General features: G+C 48.4%; 26 protein-coding genes and 3 tRNA genes. 11 read left to right on the forward strand and 18 right to left on the reverse strand.

The window, feature by feature from the left end; translation table 11 throughout:
* Positions 1–6 precede the first annotated feature (6 nt).
* From orn to A1sIIB142_RS04540, 5 genes are all read left to right on the forward strand, one after another.
* Positions 7–576 (forward strand): oligoribonuclease, encoded by a 570-nt coding sequence (orn, locus tag A1sIIB142_RS04520; RefSeq protein WP_095694153.1) that lies wholly within the window; start codon positions 7–9, stop codon positions 574–576.
* 17 nt (positions 577–593) lie between these two features.
* A tRNA-His gene (locus tag A1sIIB142_RS04525) sits at positions 594–669 on the forward strand.
* Positions 670–720: 51 nt separating this feature from the next.
* A complete protein-coding gene (locus A1sIIB142_RS04530; RefSeq protein WP_095684897.1) occupies positions 721–1206 on the forward strand; it encodes an inorganic diphosphatase in 486 nt (161 codons plus the stop codon).
* A gap of 2 nt (positions 1207–1208) precedes the next feature.
* Positions 1209–2477, forward strand: a complete 1269-nt coding sequence (locus A1sIIB142_RS04535; protein WP_095693842.1) for an ammonium transporter — start codon at positions 1209–1211, stop codon at positions 2475–2477.
* A gap of 28 nt (positions 2478–2505) precedes the next feature.
* On the forward strand, positions 2506–2844 hold the full coding sequence (locus A1sIIB142_RS04540; protein ID WP_095693843.1) for a P-II family nitrogen regulator: 339 nt from the start codon (positions 2506–2508) through the stop codon (positions 2842–2844).
* Here the strand turns inward: A1sIIB142_RS04540 and A1sIIB142_RS04545 are convergent, their stop codons facing one another.
* A complete protein-coding gene (locus tag A1sIIB142_RS04545) occupies positions 2845–3513 on the reverse strand; it encodes an HNH endonuclease family protein (RefSeq protein ID WP_095693844.1) in 669 nt (222 codons plus the stop codon).
* An 89-nt stretch (positions 3514–3602) separates the two neighbouring features.
* Between A1sIIB142_RS04545 and A1sIIB142_RS04550 the strand changes: the two genes are divergently transcribed.
* A tRNA-Lys gene (locus A1sIIB142_RS04550) sits at positions 3603–3675 on the forward strand.
* Between the two features lie 9 nt (positions 3676–3684).
* On the opposite strand, the gene A1sIIB142_RS04555 is transcribed toward A1sIIB142_RS04550, so the two are convergent.
* Together A1sIIB142_RS04555 and A1sIIB142_RS04560 are read right to left on the reverse strand one after the other, a co-directional pair.
* Entirely contained in the window at positions 3685–4284 is a 600-nt protein-coding gene (locus tag A1sIIB142_RS04555; RefSeq protein ID WP_095684909.1) for a trimeric intracellular cation channel family protein, read from the reverse strand.
* A 42-nt stretch (positions 4285–4326) separates the two neighbouring features.
* Positions 4327–5361: an NAD-dependent epimerase/dehydratase family protein gene (locus A1sIIB142_RS04560; RefSeq protein ID WP_223299172.1), complete on the reverse strand. Its 1035-nt coding sequence runs from the start codon at positions 5359–5361 to the stop codon at positions 4327–4329.
* Between the two features lie 155 nt (positions 5362–5516).
* On the opposite strand from A1sIIB142_RS04560, the gene A1sIIB142_RS04565 reads away from it, so the two are divergent.
* Positions 5517–7172: a glycoside hydrolase family 13 protein gene (locus A1sIIB142_RS04565; protein WP_095693846.1), complete on the forward strand. Its 1656-nt coding sequence runs from the start codon at positions 5517–5519 to the stop codon at positions 7170–7172.
* A gap of 10 nt (positions 7173–7182) precedes the next feature.
* On the opposite strand, the gene A1sIIB142_RS04570 is transcribed toward A1sIIB142_RS04565, so the two are convergent.
* The 5 genes from A1sIIB142_RS04570 to A1sIIB142_RS04590 form a co-directional block, all read right to left on the reverse strand.
* Positions 7183–7581 (reverse strand): FKBP-type peptidyl-prolyl cis-trans isomerase, encoded by a 399-nt coding sequence (locus A1sIIB142_RS04570; RefSeq protein WP_095684912.1) that lies wholly within the window; start codon positions 7579–7581, stop codon positions 7183–7185.
* Between the two features lie 94 nt (positions 7582–7675).
* Positions 7676–9004 carry an argininosuccinate synthase gene (argG, locus tag A1sIIB142_RS04575; protein ID WP_095684913.1) on the reverse strand — a complete coding sequence of 443 codons (1329 nt, stop codon included), beginning with the start codon at positions 9002–9004 and terminating at the stop codon, positions 7676–7678.
* 10 nt (positions 9005–9014) lie between these two features.
* On the reverse strand, positions 9015–10199 hold the full coding sequence (locus tag A1sIIB142_RS04580) for a class I SAM-dependent methyltransferase (protein ID WP_223299173.1): 1185 nt from the start codon (positions 10197–10199) through the stop codon (positions 9015–9017).
* Between the two features lie 10 nt (positions 10200–10209).
* Positions 10210–11433: a sensor histidine kinase gene (locus A1sIIB142_RS04585; RefSeq protein WP_095693847.1), complete on the reverse strand. Its 1224-nt coding sequence runs from the start codon at positions 11431–11433 to the stop codon at positions 10210–10212.
* Entirely contained in the window at positions 11430–12119 is a 690-nt protein-coding gene (locus tag A1sIIB142_RS04590) for a response regulator transcription factor (RefSeq protein ID WP_095675077.1), read from the reverse strand. Before A1sIIB142_RS04590 ends, A1sIIB142_RS04585 begins: the two co-directional genes overlap by 4 nt.
* 112 nt (positions 12120–12231) lie before the next feature.
* Here A1sIIB142_RS04590 and A1sIIB142_RS04595 point away from each other — a divergent pair, with 112 nt between their 5' ends.
* A complete protein-coding gene (locus A1sIIB142_RS04595; protein WP_125898852.1) occupies positions 12232–12675 on the forward strand; it encodes a hypothetical protein in 444 nt (147 codons plus the stop codon).
* On the opposite strand, the gene hpf is transcribed toward A1sIIB142_RS04595, so the two are convergent.
* The 5 genes from hpf to msrA are packed head-to-tail and all read right to left on the reverse strand — an operon-like array spanning position 12676 to position 15258.
* Complete coding sequence (hpf, locus tag A1sIIB142_RS04600; protein ID WP_095675079.1) at positions 12676–13023, reverse strand: ribosome hibernation-promoting factor, HPF/YfiA family; 348 nt, start codon at positions 13021–13023, stop codon at positions 12676–12678.
* 43 nt (positions 13024–13066) lie between these two features.
* On the reverse strand, positions 13067–13456 hold the full coding sequence (locus A1sIIB142_RS04605; RefSeq protein WP_095684917.1) for a hypothetical protein: 390 nt from the start codon (positions 13454–13456) through the stop codon (positions 13067–13069).
* On the reverse strand, positions 13457–13603 hold the full coding sequence (locus A1sIIB142_RS06595) for a hypothetical protein (protein ID WP_190277042.1): 147 nt from the start codon (positions 13601–13603) through the stop codon (positions 13457–13459).
* Positions 13604–13642: 39 nt separating this feature from the next.
* Entirely contained in the window at positions 13643–14710 is a 1068-nt protein-coding gene (locus A1sIIB142_RS04610; protein WP_095693849.1) for a trans-sulfuration enzyme family protein, read from the reverse strand.
* 17 nt (positions 14711–14727) lie between these two features.
* Entirely contained in the window at positions 14728–15258 is a 531-nt protein-coding gene (msrA, locus tag A1sIIB142_RS04615) for a peptide-methionine (S)-S-oxide reductase MsrA (protein ID WP_095693850.1), read from the reverse strand.
* Between the two features lie 27 nt (positions 15259–15285).
* Here msrA and A1sIIB142_RS04620 point away from each other — a divergent pair.
* Together A1sIIB142_RS04620 and A1sIIB142_RS04625 are read left to right on the forward strand one after the other, a co-directional pair.
* Positions 15286–15357, forward strand: a tRNA-Arg gene (locus A1sIIB142_RS04620).
* A gap of 181 nt (positions 15358–15538) precedes the next feature.
* The gene (locus A1sIIB142_RS04625; protein WP_095675083.1) at positions 15539–15805 is read left to right on the forward strand and encodes a WhiB family transcriptional regulator; all 267 of its coding nucleotides are present in this window, start codon (positions 15539–15541) and stop codon (positions 15803–15805) included.
* 10 nt (positions 15806–15815) lie between these two features.
* On the opposite strand, the gene A1sIIB142_RS04630 is transcribed toward A1sIIB142_RS04625, so the two are convergent.
* From A1sIIB142_RS04630 to A1sIIB142_RS04645, 4 genes are read right to left on the reverse strand one after another with little or no spacing between them, the layout of a single operon-like run.
* Positions 15816–17291: a sensor histidine kinase gene (locus tag A1sIIB142_RS04630; RefSeq protein ID WP_095693851.1), complete on the reverse strand. Its 1476-nt coding sequence runs from the start codon at positions 17289–17291 to the stop codon at positions 15816–15818.
* 11 nt (positions 17292–17302) lie between these two features.
* On the reverse strand, positions 17303–17692 hold the full coding sequence (locus A1sIIB142_RS04635) for a DUF6912 family protein (protein WP_095693852.1): 390 nt from the start codon (positions 17690–17692) through the stop codon (positions 17303–17305).
* A gap of 19 nt (positions 17693–17711) precedes the next feature.
* Positions 17712–18803 (reverse strand): CpaE/TadZ family protein, encoded by a 1092-nt coding sequence (locus tag A1sIIB142_RS04640; protein WP_095693853.1) that lies wholly within the window; start codon positions 18801–18803, stop codon positions 17712–17714.
* Complete coding sequence (locus tag A1sIIB142_RS04645) at positions 18796–19392, reverse strand: flagella basal body P-ring formation protein FlgA (protein WP_095693854.1); 597 nt, start codon at positions 19390–19392, stop codon at positions 18796–18798. Before A1sIIB142_RS04645 ends, A1sIIB142_RS04640 begins: the two co-directional genes overlap by 8 nt.
* Before the next feature lie 122 nt (positions 19393–19514).
* Between A1sIIB142_RS04645 and A1sIIB142_RS04650 the strand changes: the two genes are divergently transcribed.
* Positions 19515–20042: an Rv3235 family protein gene (locus A1sIIB142_RS04650; RefSeq protein WP_095693855.1), complete on the forward strand. Its 528-nt coding sequence runs from the start codon at positions 19515–19517 to the stop codon at positions 20040–20042.
* A gap of 6 nt (positions 20043–20048) precedes the next feature.
* Here the strand turns inward: A1sIIB142_RS04650 and secA are convergent, their stop codons facing one another.
* A complete protein-coding gene (gene secA, locus A1sIIB142_RS04655; RefSeq protein WP_095693856.1) occupies positions 20049–22721 on the reverse strand; it encodes a preprotein translocase subunit SecA in 2673 nt (890 codons plus the stop codon).
* Positions 22722–22764 lie beyond the last annotated feature (43 nt).

A 22764-nucleotide genomic window follows, 5' to 3' on the forward strand; every position in this document is an offset into this window, starting at 1 on the left:
GCGCCTATGGCCACCGAACTCCCCCATCTGATCTGGATTGATTGCGAAATGACCGGGCTGGATCTGGCCACCGATGCCCTAGTTGAGATTGCTGTCCTGGTCACTGACTCAGAGCTGAACATCATCGGAGACGGTATTGATCTCGTCATTCAGGCTACCCAAGAGCAACTGAGCGCCATGGGCGATTTTGTGCGCCAGATGCATACGAGCTCAGGCCTGATCACCGAGATACCCAATGGCATCTCGATTGAAGATGCTCAGATGCAGATACTTACTTATCTGCAAGCAGCTGGATGTGAGCCAGGCAAATCACCACTAGCCGGAAACTCAGTCTCGGTAGATCGCAACTTCATCGCTCGTGACATGCACGCACTTAATGAGTATCTGCACTATCGCACCATCGATGTCTCATCGATTAAGGAACTTGCCCGCCGCTGGTATCCGAAGACTTACTTTGCCGCCCCAGCCAAGACCGGTAATCACCGCGCACTGGGAGATATTCGCGATTCGATTGCCGAATTGGCTTACTACCGCCAGAGCGTATTTATCCAAAGCGAGCCGGGGCAGGTAAAGTAGCCTCTGCACAGCACATGGTGGGCGTAGCTCAGCTGGTAGAGCACTCGGTTGTGGTCCGAGATGTCGCGGGTTCGAGCCCCGTCGTTCACCCCAAGTTCTTTAATCCCCACTACATCACTTACTAAGCACAGGGAGTCCATTCTTATGATCTTCGATGTTGTTGTGGAAATTCCAGCGGGATCTCGTAATAAGTATGAAATCAATCATGAGACTGGCGAAGTTCGCCTAGATCGCATGCTCTTCACCGCAACTCGCTTCCCACACGACTACGGCTTTGTGAAGAACACCCTTTCTAATGATGGTGATCCACTCGATGCACTCATCATGCTTGATGAGCCCACCTTCCCTGGTTGTGTTGTCTCTTGCCGCGTTATTGGAATGTTTCGCATGACCGATGAAAAAGGTGGCGATGACAAGTTGCTCTGTGTCGCAGCCGGAGATATTCGCAAGAACAATTTAAATGATCTGCCAGATGTTCCTATCTATGAACTCGATGAAATCAAGCACTTCTTTGAGGTCTATAAAACACTAGAGCCAGGTAAAGAAGTTCACGGTGGTGATTGGGTTGGCCATGAGGCAGCTGAAGCTGAAATTCAAGCGTCCTACCAACGGTATAAGGAGACCCATTAACAATGCCGGAGATCAATAGCGGTGATACCGCATGGGTTTTAGCAAGTGCAGCACTAGTACTTTTCATGACTCCAGGTTTGGCAGTCTTTTATGGCGGCATGGTCCGCGCGAAATCAGCGCTAAATATGATGATGATGTCATTTGCCGCAATCGGCATCACAACAATCATTTGGGTGCTCTATGGATACTCACTCGCCTTCGGTCCATCACAAGGTGGCCTCATTGGAAACCTTGATCACATAGGTCTGGCTTCCACCATTGATCAGGTAACTGGCGCTGAGGGTCACCAAATTCCAGTACTTGCCTTTGCTATGTTCCAACTTACCTTTGCCATTATTACTGTGGCACTTCTCTCTGGCGCTATTGCCGACCGCGCCAAATACGGTTCCTGGGTTCTCTTCGTTGGCATCTGGATCACACTCGTCTATCTACCCGTTGCCCACTGGGCATTTGCCGCCCAGAACGGTGAAGGCGGATGGATCATCGACAAACTTAAAGCGCTTGATTTTGCTGGCGGCACAGTTGTTGAAATTAACTCAGGTGCGGCAGCACTCGCTCTCGCACTTGTTCTCGGAAGGCGCGATGGATTCAGACGCGATCCAATGCGACCACACAATATGCCGTTGGTTCTTCTTGGCGCCGGCATGCTCTGGTTTGGTTGGTTTGGATTTAATGCCGGCTCTGCTCTCTCTGCCGGCTCCCTTGCTGCAACTGCGATGATCAATACTCAAATTTGCACAGCAGCTGCTGCCATGACCTGGATTGCCTATGAGAAAAAGCGCGATGGCAAAGCCACAACTCTCGGTGTGGCATCCGGTGCTATCGCTGGCGCTGTTGCCATCACACCAGCGTGTGGTTACTTAAATCCGCTAGGTGCACTCATTCTTGGTCTGATTGCCGGTGTTGTATCTTCCTGGGCTGTCTCACGTAAATATAAGTTTGGTTACGACGATTCACTCGATGTGGTCGGAGTCCACGGTGTTGGTGGAATTCTCGGAATGCTTGCAATTGGTCTGATTGCAACGCTAACTGCTAACGCTGCTGGCGCCGATGGACTCTTGGTTGGCGGCGGAACCACACAGCTAGGACGACAAGTAGTCGCGATTCTCGTAGTCGCTGCCTTCTCCTTCACAGCTACCTGGATCATTGCCACCCTGATTCAAAAGACTATCGGCTTCCGTGTTTATCGCGACGATGAACTCAACGGCCTGGACACAACATTCCATGCTGAATCTGCCTATGACATCACTGGAAATTCAAACCGTTACTAGTATTCGATAACTAAGAAAAGAGAACAGAATGAAGCTCATCACCGCAATCGTTAAGCCGGCAAAGGTCGATGACATCAAGGTTGCGCTGCAAGCAGCTGGCATCGCTGGCATGACAGTCTCAGAAACTCGTGGCTTTGGTCGCCAAAAGGGCCACACCGAGATCTATCGCGGCGCCGAATACACAGTTGATTTCATTCCTAAGGTGCGCATTGAAGTACTCGTTGATGATGGCGAAGCACAATCCATTATTGACGTCATCGTAAACACGGCAAGTACCGGCTCCATTGGCGATGGCAAGCTCTGGGTTACCAACGTTGAGCAAGTAATTCGTATTCGCACCGGCGAGCGCGGCGGCGACGCTCTCTAACTATCCAACCGGCACTTGCTGGGTTGGACACTGAGCCAAGATTGCTGACATCGCAGCTTTTTCCGGAGCTACAACCCATAACGAATACTTCGCTTTCACCGCAATCTGTTGCGCCACATAAGCACATCTAAAACTCTTCAGCGGTGGCACCCAAGTTGCCGCATCGCCATCACTTTTCTGTAGATTGAGTCTGCCTTTGACGGCAAAGAGATTCAGTGGGTCATTTGCAAGGGCAGTTCTCTGGGCGATGCTTAATTTAAATGCACCTGTCTGCCAAGAATTAGATAGCGCCACCACATGATCAATCTGCACCTCCATGCTGCTCACATCACCGCGCACAAAGTTGATCATCTCCCCTGAGTATCTATCGATGAGAGTTCCGGAAAGCACCACGCAATTGCGCGTTTTGGGCTTATAGATAACCGATGTCATATCTCGTTTCAAGATATCGTTTCGGGTATCGCACCCATTGCGATCAACATCAGCCCAACTCTGCCCGAATTCAGCTCTGGAATATCCGGTCTTTGGAGCACGCCCCTTTACTGGCAATGTCTCCAGAACTGCCAGCGCAACCCCTGGCGCACTCTCTGCGGCGCTAGCAGGCGGTATGGAAATCGCCAATACCCCAGCAGAAATCAGTAGCGCTATCTGTATTTCCCAGCGAGACATTTGACTATCTTCTCCCCTGTGAGGTGGTTAGACAAGGCGCGCCTCGCTGGTAGGGTCTGCTCTGCATTTAAGTGTTTACGCACTTAAATGGGTTGTTAGCTCAGTTGGTAGAGCAAGGCACTCTTAATGCCTGGGTCGGGGGTTCGAGTCCCTCACAACCCACTTAGTTCGTTATTTGCTGAACTTTGGCAGATGTAGATCGAATTGGATTGAGATGACACGGGTAAGCATCACTACTACTCCCCCAATGATTGCCGCCAGATTATCTGCAACGCTGAGTTGATGCAGTGCAACAAAGGTAATCGCTCCCATGAGTGCTGACGTGCCAATCGTTTCGCGATGGAGTAAGACCGGCTCTAGCTGACAGAGAATGTCTCGTAATAGCCCGCCCGTCACAGCTGTAATGACTCCCAAAAGAATTGCCGCATACCAGGCAACGTTTTCTTCAAAGGCGAGCTGTGTTCCAGAAAGTGTTGCCACAGCAAGGCCAAAGGTGTCCATAATGAGTAGCGTCTTACCAATATGTGTGACACGCCTAAAGACCAGGGTAAGAACTACAGCAGCAATAATGCTGATAACAATCCAGCCATCTGTGATCCAGATCGGAGTCAGGCCAAGAAATACATTTCGAAGGGTGCCACCTGATACTGATGCAATCGCTGCGATGAATGCGATGCCACCATAATCAAGTCCCTTATCTGCAGCCACCCGAGCCCCTACAAGTGCGAAGACAAAGGTGGAGAGCAGGTCCAGGATATGTAGCAAGGTCATGGCTATAGCCTAGAGAAGGCCACGGGAAAGAGTGCCAACCTTTTACCCCTGTATGAGCCCATTCTTATATAAGTACTCCGCTGATTCCAGAATGCTTACCTGCGCCGGAATAAAGCTGATTCCCAGCAATCGCTCGGCCTTGGCATGGCTAATGATGAGTGGCTTACCCAGCATTGCCACGACTGACTTAATTGCCGGGTCAAAGAGTGAGAGGAACTTGATTAAAAGATTGGGTGCAAGTGCGGTCTTGACCTGACTCTGTGGGTACGTTGATTTGAGAAGCTTTGCAATCTCCATAAATGATTTGGTCTCAGAAACAGATAAAATCCGCTCCCCTGCAGTAGCGGTAACTTTGATGGATTGCACGTGCATGCGCGCAACATCTTTGACATCTACTATCGGCATGCGCAGATCAGGAACCATCGGGTCTTTACCTAGGAGCAATCTTTCCACCAAGGAGATGGAAGACCCAAAATTGTTATCTAACGGAGCGCCCAATACAAGTGCTGGGTTAATCACTGTGAGCTCAATTTCAGGTGCTTGGTTCTTAATGAAATCCCAAGCAGCTTGTTCAGCTAAAGTCTTGGAGCGTATGTAGGCATCTCTGCCGGCCGGATGATTCAGATCAGTCCACATGCTTTCGTCATAGGCGTTAGCCCCTGCCGGTAAATCACGAGCATAAATTGCTGCCATCGAAGATGTGAGAATCACTCGGGTAATACCAGCAGCTTGTGCGGCGCGAAGAGCGCGCAAGGTCCCATCGACTGCCGGGCGAATAAGTTCATTCTCATCCTTTGGTGACCCAAGTGGGAAGGGAGAGGCGGTGTGCATAAGTACATCAATACCCACTAACGCTTGGCTCCACCCTGCATCTTTTTCCAGATCAAGTTCAACAAATGAAAGCTTGCTAGCAAGATCGACTTCAGGTGAAAGGTGTGGGGCAACTGCGTTACGCACTTCATCACCTTTACTGAGCTTGCGCACCGAAGCACGCACCGTGTATCCATCGTTGAGTAGTTGTAGGGCGATGTGTTTGCCGATGTATCCACTGGCACCAGTAAGTAAAACCGTTGTCATAGTCAAGAACCTGTTCCTTGAAGCGGGAGAATGTAACTTCATAGAATCCTATTCGAAAGGGTGACGACTGCACAAAACCGCAAATACATTCCATTTACATCACATTTTGCTCATTTATGCGAATACCACGGTGGCCCTTCCGTAGAGTACGACCCATGCCTAAAAGCGTTGGACTCTCAAAAGATAAGAATTGGTGGCGCCAAGCGGCCATCTACCAGATCTACCCGCGTAGCTTCGCCGATTCAAATGGCGACGGCATCGGCGATCTCAAAGGTGTTACCTCGCGTATTTCATACTTAAAATCATTGAGCCTTGATGCGGTCTGGTTAAGTCCTTTTTATCCATCGGCGCTATCAGACGGTGGCTATGACGTTGCTGATTATCGTGATGTAGATCCACGGCTTGGAACGCTGGCAGATTTTGATGAGTTACTTGCCGAGCTACACAAAGTAGGAATCCGAATATTTGTCGATATCGTTCCTAACCACTCATCTAATTTGCATGTGTGGTTTAAGGAAGCAATCGAAGCTCAGCCTGGCTCTAAAGCGCGCAATCGTTACATCTTCCGAGATGGAAAAGGTGAAAATGGCGAGCTGCCACCTACTGATTGGGTTTCACACTTTGCACCGAGTGCCTGGACCCATGAATCAGTAATGGGTGGAAAAGGTAACCAGTGGTACATGCATTGGTTTGCACCAGAGCAACCAGACTTCAACTGGGATAACCCAGAAGTGGAGAAAGAATTTCTTAAGACACTTGAGTTCTGGGCTGATCGCGGTGTTGATGGGTTTCGCATTGATGTGGCACACGCACTGAAGAAAGATCTCTCTGAACCACTTCGTAGCCTGCCGGTCTTTGAAACCCTAGAAGAACGAGGTAATAAGGGCAAGGGAATCTTGGCCGACCGTGATGAAGTCTTTAAGATCTATAAACAATGGCGCAAACTATTTAATCAGTATGACCCGCCACGAGTTGCCGTGGCAGAAGCATTTGTGCACCCAGAGCGCCTTCCGCTCTATGCCAGCACGAAGACTTTGGGGCAATGTTTTGATTTCCGTTTCATTGAGACCCCCTTTGAAGCAGCTGCATATAAGGAGAGCGTGCAAGATGCGCTGGAGCTTGCCCTAAAGAACAAATCTTCTTGCACATGGACACTTTCAAACCACGATCAAATCCGCCATGCAACAAAGATGGGTCTTAATTCAGCGGTAGACCGTCGTTCATGGATGCTCTCCAATGGAACTTCTCATCCGCTAGATATGGCTTCTGGAACACAGAATGCACTTGCGGCAACGCTATTTATTTTGGCTCTTCCTGGTAGTACATATATGTATCAAGGTGAAGAGTTAGGTTTGCACGAAGTCACTGATATTCCAGCAAGTCAGATTCAAGATCCACAATACCTACGCAATAACAAAATGGATAAGGGGCGAGATGGGTGCCGAGTGCCCCTACCGTGGCAGAAATCAGGTTCTTCTTTTGGTTTTGGAACAGGCGGTGCACACTTGCCGCAACCATCATGGTTTGCAGATTACTCAGTTGAAGCAGAAGAGAATGATCCGAACTCGGCGCTCTCCATTTATCGCATCGCACTGGGACTTCGTAAATCACTGATTACTGAAGAAAAGATAAAGTGGCATAAGTCTGGCAATTCTTCCGTCTTGCACTTCTCACGGCCAAATGGCTGGCATTGCATCACCAACTTCCGTGGTGAAAGTTATCCAATGCCTAAAGGGGAAATTCTCATCTCTTCCCACCCACTTACCGACGGCAAAATTCCGGCCGGCACCACAGTTTGGCTTAAGAAATAAAACTATTTCTTTAAGCGACACCAATAATGTCGACTGAAAAGACAAGAGTTTCATTGGGACCAATAGGTCCAGAACCGGCTGCGCCATATCCCATTTCTGGTGGAAGTATCAGCAATCTACGTCCGCCCTCTTTGGCACCAGGCAAACCTTTCTGCCAACCTTCAACTACCCCCGCTAACTGAAATGTTGCTGGCTGGCCGACCCATGATGACTCAATGATTTTTCCAGTTGACCACGCCATGAGTGTGTAGTGAACAGTCAAAGTAGATGTCGGGAGAACTTCTTTCCCGGTTCCAACGATGATGTCTTTGGTAGTGAGCTCTGTTGGCGCGCTACCTTCTGGCTTTGAAATTGTGGGAACTTCCCCTGCTACTGCAGAAACTACTGGCAGCACTGTTGCACCTGACATCTTCTCTCCTTCGGTAACGTTGAGACCAACTAGGACGGTGAGTCCTACGAGTGCGGCGGCAATGACGCCGGCTATTGCTTTGCGAGTGGTCTTATTAATTTTCTAACTCCTTAATCAGGTTGAAATCTCCGCCACCGAGTTGGCCTTGATCGCGATACATCTCTAACTTTGCCCGGGTATCGGCAATATCTAGATTACGCATAGTTAACTGCCCAATGCGATCTGTTGGTCCAAAGGCAGCATCTTCAGTGCGCTCCATCGATAACTTATCTGGGTGATAACTCAAGGCAGGTCCGGTTGTATTGATAATTGAATAGTCATCACCACGGCGCAGACGAAGTGTGACTTCGCCGGTAACAGCCGATGCCACCCAACGTGTGAGTGATTCACGGAGCATCAAACTCTGTGGATCAAGCCAGCGTCCTTCATAGAGTAAGCGACCCAGTCTGCGACCTTCAGCATGGTAATTCGCAATCGTGTCTTCATTATGAATTGCAGAGATGAGTCGCTCGTAAGCGATAAAGAGCAGCGCCATTCCTGGAGCCTCATAGATTCCACGAGACTTAGCTTCGATAATTCTATTTTCTATCTGATCACTCATTCCAAGGCCATGGCGACCACCAATTTTATTTGCTTCATTCATGAGAGCCACGACATCGCTAAAGCGTTGGCCGTTAATTGCCACTGGGCGACCCTGCACGTACTCAATCTTCACATCTTCAGATGCAATAGAAAGTGATGAATCCCAGAACTTCACGCCCATAATAGGAGTAACAATCTCAATGGAGGCATCGAGGTTCTCTAAATCTTTCGCCTCATGGGTTGCTCCCAAGATATTTGCATCAGTTGAATAAGCCTTCTCAGTGCTGTCGCGATAGGGCAGATTGTTGGCAACTAACCACTGTGACATCTCTTTGCGGCCACCGAGTTCGCGCACGAAATCAGCATCGAGCCACGGCTTATAGATTCGTAGATTGGGATTTGCAAGCAGGCCGTAGCGATAGAAACGTTCGATGTCATTGCCTTTATAGGTAGAACCATCTCCCCAGATTTCAACCTTGTCATGCAACATCGCACGAACCAGCAGCGTTCCGGTTACAGCGCGGCCAAGTGGTGTTGTATTGAAATAGGCCTTACCACCAGAGCGAATATGGAAAGCTCCGCAGGCAATAGCAGCAAGACCTTCCTCAACAAGTGGGGTCTTGCAATCAACAAGTCGTGAAATCTCTGCGCCATATTCTTTGGCGCGAACTGGAACTGAATCAATATCGGTCTCGTCATATTGGCCAAGATCTGCGGTGTAGGTGCATGGCACCGCACCTTTTGCGCGCATCCAGGCCACAGCGACCGATGTATCGAGTCCGCCAGAGAAGGCGATTCCGACTTTTTCACCGATAGGAAGTGATGCAAGGACTTTGGACATAGTGCGAAGTCTAACCTTTGATCAGCGTTGCTAGCGCAGGTTTAACTTTCCAGAGCGCCAGCATCTCGTCATATCTCTGCTTTTCTGATGCGTCCACCCCTGCACCGGTCTTTACTGCGCGAATCATGAGATTTCTGGGGGTGTGCTCTCCCCCAATAAATTCAATCGCCTCTACCCGATAGCCACGCAATTTCATGATCTGCATCCGCAGGCCATCGGTGAGTAAATCTCCCAGGCGTTCTTTCATAATTCCGTTACGGGTAATGATCGACCACGGCTGCGGAATCTCGTTCATCTGTGCCTGAATATCATGGTGACAACAAGGTGCTATCAAAGCCAGCTTGGCATCAGAATTAATCGCCCACGCGATTGCATCATCAGTTGCGGTATCACATGCATGAAGTGCGATGGCGATGTCAGCAGATACAAGAGTGGTATCTGCAATTTCTTCGGCTCGGAACTCGATACTCGAAGAGATTCCTAATTGCTGAGCAATTTCATTGTTGCGATCACGCGCTGCTGTGCGCACATCAATACCGATTACTTTCACTGGCATGCCTTGACTACGTAGATATTGATGAGCTGCAAATGTTAGATAAGCATGGCCACAACCAAGATCGACGATTGTCAGGGGCTTGGCAGCTGTGGGTTGGGCGATATGCCCCGCCTTGATTGCACTTGTGAGTGTTGGGGTGAGTAAGCGCAAGAATTCTTCTACCTGCTTGTATTTATCTGACTTACTCGCTTTGAGATTGCCCTGAGCATCAGATATGCCAATTGCAATGAGATAGGGATCAGATGGGTCAAGTAAGCGCGACTTACTGCGATCGTGTGAAAGCTCTTGTTCGCGCTCGGTGGATTCGCGGTGGATTAGTGCTTCACCCTTTTTCGTAATTCGAACACTGATTGATTGGTGAGTCTGTTCCAGCAGAATATTGGCATATCCAGAGCGCAGTAATTCGCTAAAGGGTGCTTGCCCTACTTCATAATTCTTCGTTGTCATTTGTCGACCATCGCTGTGACTGACTTGTATTGCCATCGAATCTTTAATCATAACGGGTCGCAGATCGATGCGCTCGTGCGCAGTCTGCATGTTTCTGCGCCGACCCGAAAGGACGACTCTGACTAAGGAGTTGGTATCACTAAATTTCTCGGTGAGCTCAACAAATACATCTTCGAGATTGGCATCGCTCACAGGGCTAAGTTTAGTCTTTAGCTAAAGGAAGGCTCGCCACTACCGCCAAGCCGCCCAGGGCGCTCTTGCGTAGCGAGAAAGTGCCGTTCAGTTTTTCAATAACGGCAGACATGATGCTCATACCCAACCCCGAACCACCATTTTCGCGGGAGCGAGACTTATCAAAGCGATTGAGTGAGCGAATATTCTCAGCGTAAGCACCCTCAGGTAATCCTTGCCCAGCATCTTCAATCATAATCAGGACGTTCTTTCCAGATTTACTACATGTGATTGTTACCGCAGCATCTGCACTGGTGTGGCGCATGATGTTGGTAAAAGCATTTTGGATAAATCGAGAGAGATAATCTCTGGAAGCCACTACCGCCAAGTCATTCTCAATTTTTAAAACTACCTTGCGCCCAGGATTAAGAGTCGTGAAGTCAGTGCCATGAGCACTTAATAACTCACTCACATCCATTTTTTCGATATCTCGGCTTCCGCTCTCACCTAGTTCGGCAAGAAGCAGTAAATCTTGAATCAGATTCTCCATCCGATTGATTTCAGTTCCCACGCGAGTAAATGCACGATCTTGATCTTCAGCCGTTACCAGCTGTTTCTTACTCAGCATCTCCACATAGCCTTTGACCACGGTAAGTGGGGTGCGCAATTCATGAGATGCATCGCCCAGAAATTCCTGCATACGAGCAAGGGATGCATATTCATCTCGGCGGTTAGCTCGCCTAAAGAAGAAAAAGAGCAATACTCCTGCGATGAGATCGACAAAGAAAGTAACAACTCCCAATGCACGGAGATTGACCTCAAAGTGTTCATCTATCGCGTTAGTGGATCGGGCAATGAGTAGGAAATCTTTCTCATCAAGGCGCACTGCTCGCAATTGATAGGGATCACCAGATTTAATTGATACCGGGCGGGCGGTTGCTTTTTCAATGAGATCTTTCGTAGGGGCTCCTAGATAACTCAAAGAGGACTCACGAACTACAGTCTCTTGACCCTCCTCGGTTAAAAGCGTCAGCGTTGCATTAAGAGTGAGCTGCTCAATCGCAAAGAGAGCTGCGCCAATTGATTGCTCTGGGTTATCTATCGCCTCTTGTGCCACAAAATCGAGTGAGGCATTTACCTCAGATAATTCCGCGCTGCGAGTGTGAAAAGCGGAGTAGCTACCGATTCCCAAGGTGACTACTGTGACCAGCAAAATTGTGAATATGCTGGTCCTTGTACTGTTTGAGATCTTCAACTCTTCTCCGTAAGAAGTTGGAAGCCGACCCCTCTAATCGTCTTTATACCTTCATATCCATCGCGATGTAATTTCTTTCGCAGGTAGGAGATATAGGTATCTACAACTGTGCTCTCAGATTCGAAGGTGATTCCCCAGACCTCATCTAGCAAATAAGTCTTGGTCAATACCCGCCCCTTGCTTTCGAGCAAAACATGCAGCAGGCGAAATTCGGTCGGAGATAACTCCACTACCTCACCGTTGAATGTGACTTGATGAGAGTCGTTATCGAGTTTGATAGGACCGCTGCTTAAGCTCGAATCAGAAGTGACTGTAAATTGAGTTCTTCGCAAGATGGCTCTTACCCGAAGTACGAGTTCTTCCAGACCGCGCCAAGGTTTTGTCACATAGTCATCGGCACCCAGAGTTAAACCACGAGTAATGTCGGCTCGGTCACCGCGCGCACTTAGCATCAGTGCAGGAGTGTTATCGCCTGTACTTCTGATGCGTTCAATAAATTCAAAGCCATCCATCATGGGCATATTGATATCAACCACAAGCAGATCTGGTTTGGTTGTGCGAAGCAAAGTAAGGGCAACCATGGCATCAGCTGCCACGACAGTTTCAAATCCAGCAAGTTTGAAGGCATCGGCGAGCACCTCGCGGACTCCGACTTCGTCGTCAATAATCATGATGAGTTGGCTCATGCGCCCAGCCTTTCACGCAATTCCCACTTTTTCTACCACTTCACGCCCATGCACACGAAACCGCTAGGTGATTCACAGAAGATTCACACCACCTCTTTAATACTATTAAGCCATGAGAAGAGGCATATCCGCAGTGGTTATCTTCACTCTCTGCTCATTCTCTTCTTACTCTCAATCTGCTACAGCAGATCAACGGACACCACCTCCTATTCCTTCAGGAGTCCTTGAGCAGTTCCAACGAGACATGGATGCGTTTAGGGCAGCGATGACGCTTCGTGACCAGCAAATGCGTGAGATAAACCAGAATTTCTATTTGGCTATTAATCAGGCAAATCAAGATGCTCGATCTGCCATGCAAATTGCAAGCAAGCCAGAGCAAAAGATTTCTGTCATTACAGTAAAGAAAGGCGCAGTCGCGGCAGCGATTAACGCTAGAGAGAGTGCAATCATCGCACTTGGCCAACCGCCTATGCCCCCAGTAGATCCAATGCGCGTGCAGAAAAATTCAGCGAAACAAAAAGAGAGGCAAGAAAAGAAAGAGAAACAATTCCGCTAGTTACTCTTTCACATCCACTTTCATAGTGCGCAAGGTGTGACGATCATGGCTCTTCTCGCGTTCATGTATTTTTCTAATTTGTAGTTCAATACTCTTTATTGCATCATCAAATGCCGCCACATCATTAAATGAGGCAGCCTCTGCTCGCAGTAGCGGACCTGAACCGTGTGAAGTAATAACCACCTTATGAGAATGTTTTCCCTGTCGCGGGTTTGCCTCATGCAGTACTTCCACTTCAATGCGGTCTATCGTCACACTAAAGCGATTCATAGAGAGTAATTTCTCTTCTGCTATCGATGAAAAGTCACTAGCGAGTTCTGCATGGCGAGGATGAATGATGATTTTCATTTCAATAGCATCCCACTACAGGGGTGAAAATGTAAGAGTAGATTTAGCTGGAGAGTGGCAGCAGATAAACAACTAATGTGAGGACTGCAGCTAACGAGAGTGATTGAGTGAGAATGACCACTGCAGTCTTTCGATCGGCTGCAAGGGCTGCTTTATCTTGCACGCGCGAGAGCTGACCCAGCTTGCCGAAATTAAATGTTCCCATCAGGCCGTATGCGAGACAGAATTTTCGTTTCGATTGCACCCAGCCAATTGATGCCACAGCCAGGGGAATAAAGATTCCTAATCGAAGCGAGGGTTCGGCACTTGTTGAGATAAATCCAATAAGCGCGCTCACGCTGAGAGCGCTTCCAATAATGGCAACTATTTGGCGGCGGCGAATTTCTCCGGTGCCAATATTGCAAGACCCAGCTACATACTGGTTGTCAGACATTTACGCTTCTTCGAATTCGTCTTCGTCAATCCAAGCATCAGTTTCATTCTCATCTTGTTTTTCAACCCAGGATAGAAATGATCCAACAGCGCGGAAGGCAAGAAGTGCAACAGTGATTGCCGCAAGGGTTCTTCGGAGCGCTTTCATATGGCTAAAAATACTCCACTTTGAATCAAAGTGCGCGCTTTACCCCTTGGTCAGTGCAGTGTCGATATCGTGCCAGAGGTCATCGATATGTTCGCATCCCACTGAAAGACGGATGAGATTCTCCGGCACGCTATGGCTCTCGCGTTCCCATCGGCGCCGGCGCTCCCACGTGGTTTCAACGCCCCCCAGACTTGTTGCATTGGCAATCAGAGTTGATGCATCACAGATAGCTTCGGCTTGCTCGGCGCTAGCGCCAGCTTGGAATGAAACAACTGCACCAAATCCGGGATAGCGAACATTTTTCACTGCAGGGTGATCAGCTAACTTCTTTGCCAAGATGGCCGCACTTTCTTGGGCACGGTTAAATCGAAGCGGGAAGGTACGAAGTCCGCGCAGACCAAGCCAGACTTCAAAAGGACCGGCAACGCCACCTAGAGTTGTGCGGGCTTCAATGAGGCGGGTATGAAGCGCAGGATCCTTCACCGAAAGTGAACCCAAAATTACATCACTATGGCCTGCTAGATATTTGGCTACTGAATGCATGACAATATCAGCGCCAAATGTCAGCGGCTTTTGATTGAGCGGTGTTGCAAAAGTATTATCAAATCCCACACCCAAATTACGCTTCTTCGCTTCGCCAATGATTACTGCTACTTCAGCAACATTTAACCCAGGATTGGTTGGTGATTCCACCCATAAGAATGCGGCGCCCTGTAATTGGCTAATTACTTCTTTGGTATCTGTAATATCTACAAAGCGAACTTCAAGTCGTCCTTCGGTGTGATAACGCTTGAGCAGTGACATGGTGCCGCTATAGCCTTCATGTGAGGCAACCACAGGTGCTCCGTGTGGCAAGAGCGAAAAGACGGCAGTGATTGCCGCCATCCCTGAGGCAAAGACCAACGTTGACTGTGCTTCTTCCAGTGCCGAAATTGCATTCTCTAAGTCATGCCAGTTTTCATTTCCGAAGCGGCCATAATTAATGTCACCACCTGCACGGTATGTGGAGTTCAGCGAGATGTGTGTATTTAACCCGGCGCCCGGCGCTGCTTGCGGACGCCCTGCTGAAATTGCAAGAGTCTCCGGGTGCAGGAACTTATCGGTCATGGGTACAGAGTAATCGCTTAACTGGAGACTTGCGAAGGAAATGGGACTCCCGTACTTGAATGACAGTCATAGCCATTGGGATTCTTCGCTAAATATCGCTGGTGGTACTCCTCGGCGAGATAGTAAGGGATGCCTTGCGCGCTCTTGATCTCGGTAACAATCTCGCCAATACCTTTTCGGGAAAGTGCTGCCTGATACACATCGCGTGTTGCCTCTGCCTGTAGCAACTGAGAATCACTCGTTGTAAAAATCGCACTCCGATACTGGGTTCCGATATCTCCACCTTGTCGGTTCAGTGACGTCGGATCATGCATCACCCAGAACTCTTCTAGTAATCGTCTATATGTGACCTTCGTTGGATCAAAGCTCACTTCCACAATTTCAGCGTGGCCGGTAACTCCTGTGCACACTTGTTCATATGAAGGATCTGGACGTGCTCCACCCATATAGCCAACACTTGTCTGTAGTACTCCAGGAATATTCCACAATCTGCGCTCGGCGCCCCAGAAACAACCTGTTGCAAAATATGCTTTCTCGGTATCGCTCATAGTCAGATAATCTACCCTTCTACCTGCGCCCCCGTAGCTCAGGGGATAGAGCACTGCCCTCCGGAGGCAGGTGCACAGGTTCGATTCCTGTCGGGGGCACTAGCACCAACTGCGCTCAATCTTTTCATAACGCAAAGAGCGCAAGAGGGATATAAATCACTACAAAGTACGAAATCTTTTCGCCTTCCTTCTTGTTTATCTTTGTAGTAACAGGGAGAATTAACCTCTTGCACGCATGAGTTGTGCACACATTTATATCTAGAATTGAAAGGGGTGAGCCATGGACTGGAGACATCAATCTGCGTGTCGTGATGAAGATCCTGAGCTCTTCTTCCCCGTTGGAAATACTGGCCCTGCAATTAGCCAGATTGAAGAGGCTAAGAAGGTATGTAATCGCTGCATCGTAAAAGATCCATGCCTTGCTTGGGCGCTGGAATCAGGTCAAGATGCAGGGGTGTGGGGCGGGCTGTCAGAAGATGAACGCCGCGCCCTTAAACGTCGCGCAGCTCGTAACCGTGCTCGCTTGATAGATAACGGACTCTCCTAACCACTAGTTTTTATCTAGTGTTGGGAAAAACCAAGATCGCTTTCGTCTGTACTTGATCAGAGACCAATGAGAGTGTGCCGCTGAGTTCATTTTCAGTCAGCGTGCGCACAATTTGCAGACCAAGGTTTGGAGATTCAGCGACATTAAATCCTTCAGGTAAGCCCACACCATCATCTGAAATGATCACTTGAATATCTGAATTCCCTGAATCAACATGAATTCCGAGCACTGAACCCTCCTCAGCTAATCCGTGTTCGAGGGCGTTATGAATGAGTTCGGTAATGACTAGGGCTAGCGGTGTTGCAATTCGTGGGTCAAGTGAGCCAAAGGTGCCGGTTCGTTCGATACGCAATTCATTCATACGAGGACTCAGCTCTAGCGCATGTGTGACCAGGCTATCTAGCACCTGATCAAATCCCACTGATGCATCGGGGGTATTGGAAAGAGTTTCATGTACCAAGGCTATGGAGGCAATACGACGAACCGCCTCGTTAAGTGCCGCACTCGCGTTGGGATCATTGATTCGGCGGGCTTGCAATCTAAGCAGAGCTGAAACAGTCTGCAAATTATTCTTTACTCGGTGATGAATCTCGCGAATAGTCACATCTTTTGTTACTAGTTCTCGCTCACGTCTGCGAATCTCAGTGACGTTATTAAGTAAAACAATTGCACCAATCCGGTTTTCACCTTGAATTAGTGGCAGGACGGTAAATGAGATAGTTCCACTCGCATTTTCAACTTCAACTCGTTTCAGTGATTTACCTGTAAGTGCCCCAGCGATACTCTCTTCTTGGGCATCGGCACTGTGTTGCGCAAGTGATTGCGCAAGAGTTCCAAGCTCAATGCCTTCAACTTCCTTTACCCACCCTAAGCGGCTAAATGCTGATTGTGCATTCGGACTTGCATAGGAGACAACACCGTTGACATCAAGGCGGATTAATCCATCACCCACTCGCGGTGCCGGGTCAAAAAGTGAACCTGCATCTGGGTATGGAAAACTTCCTTCCGTAATCATTCGATATAAGTTATGTGCAATCTCGCGATAATTAAGTTCAAGGCGGCTGGGTTGGCGCATGAGTTCGGCATTTCTATGGCGCGAAATAACAGCAACCACAAGGCCATCAACTAAGACTGGGATTGTTTCCTCTTTAACCGAGAACTCCCCCATCGGTTCTGGTTCTGTGTCTCTTACAATCTCAGCACTAGCAAGTGCTTGATCTATATATTTGCGCTGCCCATGGGAGATTTCATCTCCAATGACATCAAGTGGAAATAGAGTTGCGGCAGTTGTGGGTCTGATGTGCGCAACTGCAACGTATCCGGTGGGCCAGCTCTTAAAATCTTTGCGCAGTGGAACCCAGAGAATGAGATCGGCAAAAGATAAATCTGAAAGAAGTTGCCAATCGGCAATCAGTTCTCGCAGGCGGTGGATTTGAATGTCGGTGAGCGGACTTCGCTCTTTCACAAATTCTTCAATCGATGCCATATTACGAATCCTTACGAAAGCCACGTTGCCAAATTGCTGGCAATCTCTTGTGTGGCAAACCAGGTCAGTTCCTGACCATCAGCTGAAACTTCAAAACAGCATTGCACGTAATCCCACAGCAGAGGTGCAGAAAGTGAGATTGAGAGTTCATGCTCTGCTTCAATGATTGATTCAGGAACTTCCAGAGCTAACACACAGGCAGTACCAACAGCAGAACCAAGTAGCTCCACTGAATCTTCAGCTGCAATCAGTGACAGGGTGTATTCGACTTCTTCTTCATCGAGATCGCTATTGCCAGATATAAATGTCGGGGTAGCTGCGTAGGCATCACTGACATCGAACTCTCCTGATTGGAGAAATTCTTGAATTTCAGAGGCGGTAACACCAATGTATGCACGCATGTGCCTAGCCTATAAGAAGTTAACCCTCTACCTCACCGGCCAAACAGGCAATGCTCTTGCGGAGCAGGCTTCGATCATTGGATTCATAGAGTGATGTCTGCTCATTTTCAGCCATTGCTATCGAACGCGAATCTGCCGGATACGCAAGAATTTTCTTAGGGCCAATCGTCCTTGCACCCGCCAGAAATGCTTCGTCATAAATTGCGCCTCTCTTACCTGGAGCCGACATGGCCTGCACAAAAGAGATTGCGGGCTTCATTGAATTTTGTGAGAGAGCTTGTGAAATCTTGCGAACTCGCTCGACTCCCACTCGGTTAGATTTTGCGATGATCCATAATTCATCTGCCTGCGAAGTGACCCACACCAAAATCTCACCAGTCCAGCGTTGGCCTCGAAGTACTTGCGCAAGTTCGTTGATCACACCGGAATCGATGATGATGTAATCAAACTCCGTCTTAGCAGTGTCCAATAGCGCAATAGATTCAGCGGTATTCTCTTGAGTGACTTCCAGTGCCCACAGATTATTGGCAATCTTTTGAAAGCTCTTTGCAGAGTTCAACCCTTGTTGCCCTAAGAGAATTGCAATAGCTGGAGAAATAGCATTTGCATCAATGATGAGAACTTTCTTTGCTAAAAGACTAAGTTCAGTTGCGATGTTAATACTTAAGGATGTGCAGCCAGCGCCAGCATGGGCAGCTGCAATTGCCAGGACATGGGCTCGAGTTTGCTGGGGAATCGGCTCACTGACTCTGAGCATCGGTCTTCTCATCGAACCGCGAATCATCGCAATCAACTCGAGGGCAACGCTGGGCTGGGCAAAGGAATCTGGAAATTGACGCAGATCTGCATCGCTTTTTCGAAAGATGAAGATTCTCATCCCGCTATTAGTGAGTTTGTGAAGAGACTGGGGATCAATCCCCTCTAAATCTGTGGAGATGAGTAATACATCTGGTTGTGTCTCTAAACCCTGCAAAAACTCATTGAGTGATACCCAATCCAGTGCGCGATATAAGACGCTCCATCCTTGGCTAAATAAGGTACTTGCCGCAAAGCTTTCAAAGTCAGAACCATGAATCGCTGTGACCGCACTAGCGTGTTCTGACTTAGCCATGTGTTTGTACGGCAACCAAACGACCGCTAGTGGTCGCCGCTAATACGTCAGCAATGAATTCACCAGCTACTGACACTGTCATTGCCACTTCTCCCCCGAAATTTGATCCTTTCCTATCGATTGAAACTACGAAGACGCTTCCGAGGATGAAGGTGGGCGCCTGCAAGCTTTCGCCATTCTTTTCATCGTGTAACTGATAGAGGCTGACAATCTCTCCAACACCGACTTGTGATGGAATATCTACCGCGCGCATATTCAGAGAAACCTGCTTTTGTCTGGCAGAAATTGATTGGTTAGTCAGTGCATCGACTTCAATTAATTCTCCTGCGGCAATGATGCGGCGTGAAATCAGGCCGGTGGGATCAATATCTGCAGATACATACCTTCCCCGAGCTGACCCCAGGGTGACTGAGATGAGATTAAGGTCAGTGCTCTCAATAGATGTTCCTGATGCAATCGGCCTACTTGCCACCCAATATTTCTCTTTCTGATTTGCGGCAACCGACATTAGAAAAGAAGCCAAGAGCGCTGCTATGAAAAGTGAGATAGAGAGAATGAATCGTGTGTTCTTCTGCTTCCTAGGGACCATGGCGGCAGCGTAAAAGGGGGTAAGAAACCGGATCTCGCCTTTTGCACAGTACAGCGAAAGGATGAGCGCATTTCATCTTTCTAGCCGATTACTGCATGAGCGACTGACTCCACTGTGCACCCATGACAACAGATACCTACACGCAACCCATTCCACGCACTAAGCCTTTTCTACAATTGATTTCAAGCACCGAAGATCCTGCACTCTGGAGCCATCCAGTTCTAGATTTATTTGCTCCCCCCACACCCGTCATGCCACCACAAGTGGCAAGGCTCTACCTAGTTCCTTCTACCTTCGGGGAAGAGATTGAACCGGATGAGATGCCAATTCCATCTTCGGCCACAGATCTGCCAGATTTACATCAGTGGACGATGAAGTTCATTGTGAGCATCCTTGAAATTTGGGCCGGTCGCAGGCAACCAGCGCAATTGATTCGTTCATGTCATCGGGTGATCTATATGGAGCTGCTGTGCAAGACTGGAAGTCAGAGTGAGATTGGAAAGATTAGAAGTATCCATCAATCAGAGCCACTAGATGGCATTTGTGAATCAACGGTGACGGTCAGATTTGGAAATCGACTTCGCGCAATTGTTATTCGCTTTGAAGGTGTTGACGGACGTTGGCTCTGCACCGCTCTGCGTTTGCTCTAAAGTGAATTAGGCAGCGCCGTGGCAGCGCTTGAATTTCTTGCCAGAGCCACATGGGCATGGGCTATTACGCGAGACTTCATTAGATGTCACAACACCATTTTCATCTGCTGCGGTGTAACGAAGTGGAGCCGTATTTGCCGGCTTGTCATTAACACCGCGTGCTTTGACTTCTGAGCCATCGCCTTCGATTGTTACTTCGACGTTAAAGACAAGGCTGGCTAACTCTTCTTTAATACCATCCATCATGGCCGAGAAGAGTTCAAAACCTTCACGCTGATATTCAACCAGAGGATCACGTTGTGCCATCGCACGCAGGCCGATACCTTCTTGCAAATAATCCATCTCATAGAGATGCTCGCGCCATTTACGGTCAAGGACAGAGAGCAGTACTTTGCGCTCTAATTCGCGTAAGACTTCTACTCCTAACGCTGCTTCACGCTTTGCATATGCGGCAACGGCATCATCGAGAATTCGAGTCTCTAAAATCTCCACATCCAGAGCTGATCGTGAACCAAACTCCTTCTCTAAATCTTGTGGCGTAAAGGAGATCGGATAAATAAGTTTGAGAGCTGCCCAGAGTTGATCAAGATCCCAATCTTCGGCATAACCCTGGGCTGTTGCCACCTGAACGTATGCGCTCAAGGTGTCCGCCATGAAATCACCCACTTGGCTTCCAATATCTTTACCCTCAAGTACTAAGCGGCGTTCTGCATAAATTACTTCACGCTGGCGGTTCATGACATCGTCATACTTAAGAACATTCTTACGGATTTCAAAGTTCTGCGCTTCCACCTGTGTCTGGGCTGAGCGAATTGCGTTGGAAACCATCTTTGATTCAATTGGTTCATCTTCCGGTAAGCCAGCTGCTCCTAATACACGTTCAACAATTCCAGAATTAAATCTGCGCATCAAATCATCTTGCAGTGAGAGGTAGAAACGAGATTCACCAGGATCGCCTTGACGTCCTGATCGTCCACGGAGCTGATTATCGATACGCCTGGACTCATGTCGCTCAGTTCCAAGAACATAGAGCCCACCGAGTGCGACAACTTCTTCATGCTCCTTGGCAATTGCAGCCTTTTGCTTTGCAATCTCTGCCGGCCAGGCAGCTTCATATTCAGTTGCGTTATCTACCGGTGAAATTCCCTTGCGCTGTAATTCGAAGTCAGCCATAAACTCTGGGTTTCCGCCCAGCATGATGTCGGTTCCGCGTCCTGCCATATTTGTTGCAACAGTAACGGCGCCTTTAGTTCCAGCGCGAGCAATGATTGCCGCTTCCCGCTCGTGATGCTTAGCATTGAGAACTTCGTGAGGGACGCCTGCTTTTTTGAGGAATGCAGAAAGTTCTTCCGATTTTTCAACGCTGACGGTTCCAACCAATACCGGTTGGCCCTTGCGATGACGCTCAACGATGTCGCGAGTAACAGATGCAAACTTTCCAGCCTCAGATTTGTAGACTAAATCAGCTTCATCAATACGTTGCATCGGGCGATTTGTTGGGATAGGAACAACACCAAGCTTATAAATTTGATGAAATTCCGACGCTTCTGTAACAGCTGTTCCAGTCATTCCAGAAATGGTTTCGTAGAGTCGGAAGTAATTTTGAAGTGTAATTGTGGCAAGGGTTTGGTTTTCATCTTTAATTTCAATGCGCTCTTTTGCTTCAAGTGCTTGATGTAGACCTTCGCTATAACGACGACCTGCCAGCATGCGGCCAGTGTGCTCGTCAACAATAAGAAGTTCGCCATTCATTACTACATAATCTTTATCGCGCTTAAAGAGTTCTTTCGCACGGACTGAGTTATTGAGATAGCCAATCAGGGTTGTATTAGCTGCTTCGTATAAATTCTCAATCCCAAGCAGCTCTTCCACCTTGGTAACGCCGTCTTCCAGGATTCCTACGGTCTTCTTCTTCTCATCAACTTCATAGTGTAAATCGCGTTGTAGTTTAGTTGCAATATTGGCAAACTCGACATACCACTTCGTTGCCTTATCAGCCGGTCCACTAATGATTAGCGGTGTGCGTGCCTCGTCAATAAGAATCGAGTCAACTTCATCGACAACTGCGAAGTAGTGATCACGCTGCACACAGTCTTCGAGTGACCATGCCATATTGTCGCGAAGATAATCAAAACCAAATTCATTGTTTGTTCCATAAGTAATATCTGAAGAGTATGCCGCACGACGTTCTGCAGATGTCATGCTATTAAGAATTACTCCAACACTTAGACCAAGGAATCGGTGAACACGACCCATCCATTCGCTGTCACGTTCAGCCAAGTAATCATTGACTGTAACAACGTGGACTCCACGTCCTGCTAGTGCGTTCAGATAAGAAGGAAGTGTTGCAACGAGAGTCTTTCCTTCACCGGTGCGCATTTCTGCGATATTGCCACGGTGAAGCGCCGCCCCACCCATGATTTGAACGTCATAGTGACGTTGGCCAAGTGTGCGCTTTGCGGCTTCGCGAACAACGGCAAATGCCTCAGGAAGTAAATCATCGAGTGTTTCGCCTTGCGTTAGGCGTTTCTTAAATTCTTCAGTCTTTGCTCGCAGTTGGTCATCAGCAAGTGCAGAGATTGAACTTTCGAAGGCGTTGACCTTTTCGACGACCTTGCTTAAGTCACGAAGAATTTTTCCTTCGCCGGCTCGCATGATGCGGTCGAGAATTGAAGCCATTTGCCTACCTTCCACTTGCCAATCCCAATCACTTGCAATGGGC

The organism is Candidatus Planktophila versatilis, assembly GCF_002288345.1.
Lineage (GTDB): Bacteria > Actinomycetota > Actinomycetes > Nanopelagicales > Nanopelagicaceae > Planktophila > Planktophila versatilis_A.

What these genes read in the sequence shown, in the direction of transcription:
- A1sIIB142_RS04540 (WP_095693843.1), top strand. Translation starts at nt 2,506, where the DNA reads ATGAAGCTCATCACCGCAATCGTTAAGCCGGCAAAGGTCGATGACATC.
- A1sIIB142_RS04650 (WP_095693855.1), top strand. Translation starts at nt 19,515, where the DNA reads ATGACAACAGATACCTACACGCAACCCATTCCACGCACTAAGCCTTTT.
- secA (WP_095693856.1), bottom strand. Translation starts at nt 22,721, where the DNA reads ATGGCTTCAATTCTCGACCGCATCATGCGAGCCGGCGAAGGAAAAATT.
- A1sIIB142_RS04530 (WP_095684897.1), top strand. Translation starts at nt 721, where the DNA reads ATGATCTTCGATGTTGTTGTGGAAATTCCAGCGGGATCTCGTAATAAG.
- A1sIIB142_RS04570 (WP_095684912.1), bottom strand. Translation starts at nt 7,581, where the DNA reads ATGTCAGGTGCAACAGTGCTGCCAGTAGTTTCTGCAGTAGCAGGGGAA.
- A1sIIB142_RS04565 (WP_095693846.1), top strand. Translation starts at nt 5,517, where the DNA reads ATGCCTAAAAGCGTTGGACTCTCAAAAGATAAGAATTGGTGGCGCCAA.
- A1sIIB142_RS04555 (WP_095684909.1), bottom strand. Translation starts at nt 4,284, where the DNA reads ATGACCTTGCTACATATCCTGGACCTGCTCTCCACCTTTGTCTTCGCA.
- hpf (WP_095675079.1), bottom strand. Translation starts at nt 13,023, where the DNA reads ATGAAAATCATCATTCATCCTCGCCATGCAGAACTCGCTAGTGACTTT.
- A1sIIB142_RS04630 (WP_095693851.1), bottom strand. Translation starts at nt 17,291, where the DNA reads ATGGCATCGATTGAAGAATTTGTGAAAGAGCGAAGTCCGCTCACCGAC.
- A1sIIB142_RS04640 (WP_095693853.1), bottom strand. Translation starts at nt 18,803, where the DNA reads ATGGCTAAGTCAGAACACGCTAGTGCGGTCACAGCGATTCATGGTTCT.
- A1sIIB142_RS04535 (WP_095693842.1), top strand. Translation starts at nt 1,209, where the DNA reads ATGCCGGAGATCAATAGCGGTGATACCGCATGGGTTTTAGCAAGTGCA.
- A1sIIB142_RS04545 (WP_095693844.1), bottom strand. Translation starts at nt 3,513, where the DNA reads ATGTCTCGCTGGGAAATACAGATAGCGCTACTGATTTCTGCTGGGGTA.
- A1sIIB142_RS04595 (WP_125898852.1), top strand. Translation starts at nt 12,232, where the DNA reads ATGAGAAGAGGCATATCCGCAGTGGTTATCTTCACTCTCTGCTCATTC.
- A1sIIB142_RS04635 (WP_095693852.1), bottom strand. Translation starts at nt 17,692, where the DNA reads ATGCGTGCATACATTGGTGTTACCGCCTCTGAAATTCAAGAATTTCTC.
- A1sIIB142_RS04645 (WP_095693854.1), bottom strand. Translation starts at nt 19,392, where the DNA reads ATGGTCCCTAGGAAGCAGAAGAACACACGATTCATTCTCTCTATCTCA.
- A1sIIB142_RS04605 (WP_095684917.1), bottom strand. Translation starts at nt 13,456, where the DNA reads ATGTCTGACAACCAGTATGTAGCTGGGTCTTGCAATATTGGCACCGGA.
- A1sIIB142_RS04610 (WP_095693849.1), bottom strand. Translation starts at nt 14,710, where the DNA reads ATGACCGATAAGTTCCTGCACCCGGAGACTCTTGCAATTTCAGCAGGG.
- A1sIIB142_RS04560 (WP_223299172.1), bottom strand. Translation starts at nt 5,361, where the DNA reads ATGACAACGGTTTTACTTACTGGTGCCAGTGGATACATCGGCAAACAC.
- A1sIIB142_RS06595 (WP_190277042.1), bottom strand. Translation starts at nt 13,603, where the DNA reads ATGAAAGCGCTCCGAAGAACCCTTGCGGCAATCACTGTTGCACTTCTT.
- A1sIIB142_RS04625 (WP_095675083.1), top strand. Translation starts at nt 15,539, where the DNA reads ATGGACTGGAGACATCAATCTGCGTGTCGTGATGAAGATCCTGAGCTC.
- msrA (WP_095693850.1), bottom strand. Translation starts at nt 15,258, where the DNA reads ATGAGCGATACCGAGAAAGCATATTTTGCAACAGGTTGTTTCTGGGGC.
- orn (WP_095694153.1), top strand. Translation starts at nt 7, where the DNA reads ATGGCCACCGAACTCCCCCATCTGATCTGGATTGATTGCGAAATGACC.
- A1sIIB142_RS04590 (WP_095675077.1), bottom strand. Translation starts at nt 12,119, where the DNA reads ATGAGCCAACTCATCATGATTATTGACGACGAAGTCGGAGTCCGCGAG.
- argG (WP_095684913.1), bottom strand. Translation starts at nt 9,004, where the DNA reads ATGTCCAAAGTCCTTGCATCACTTCCTATCGGTGAAAAAGTCGGAATC.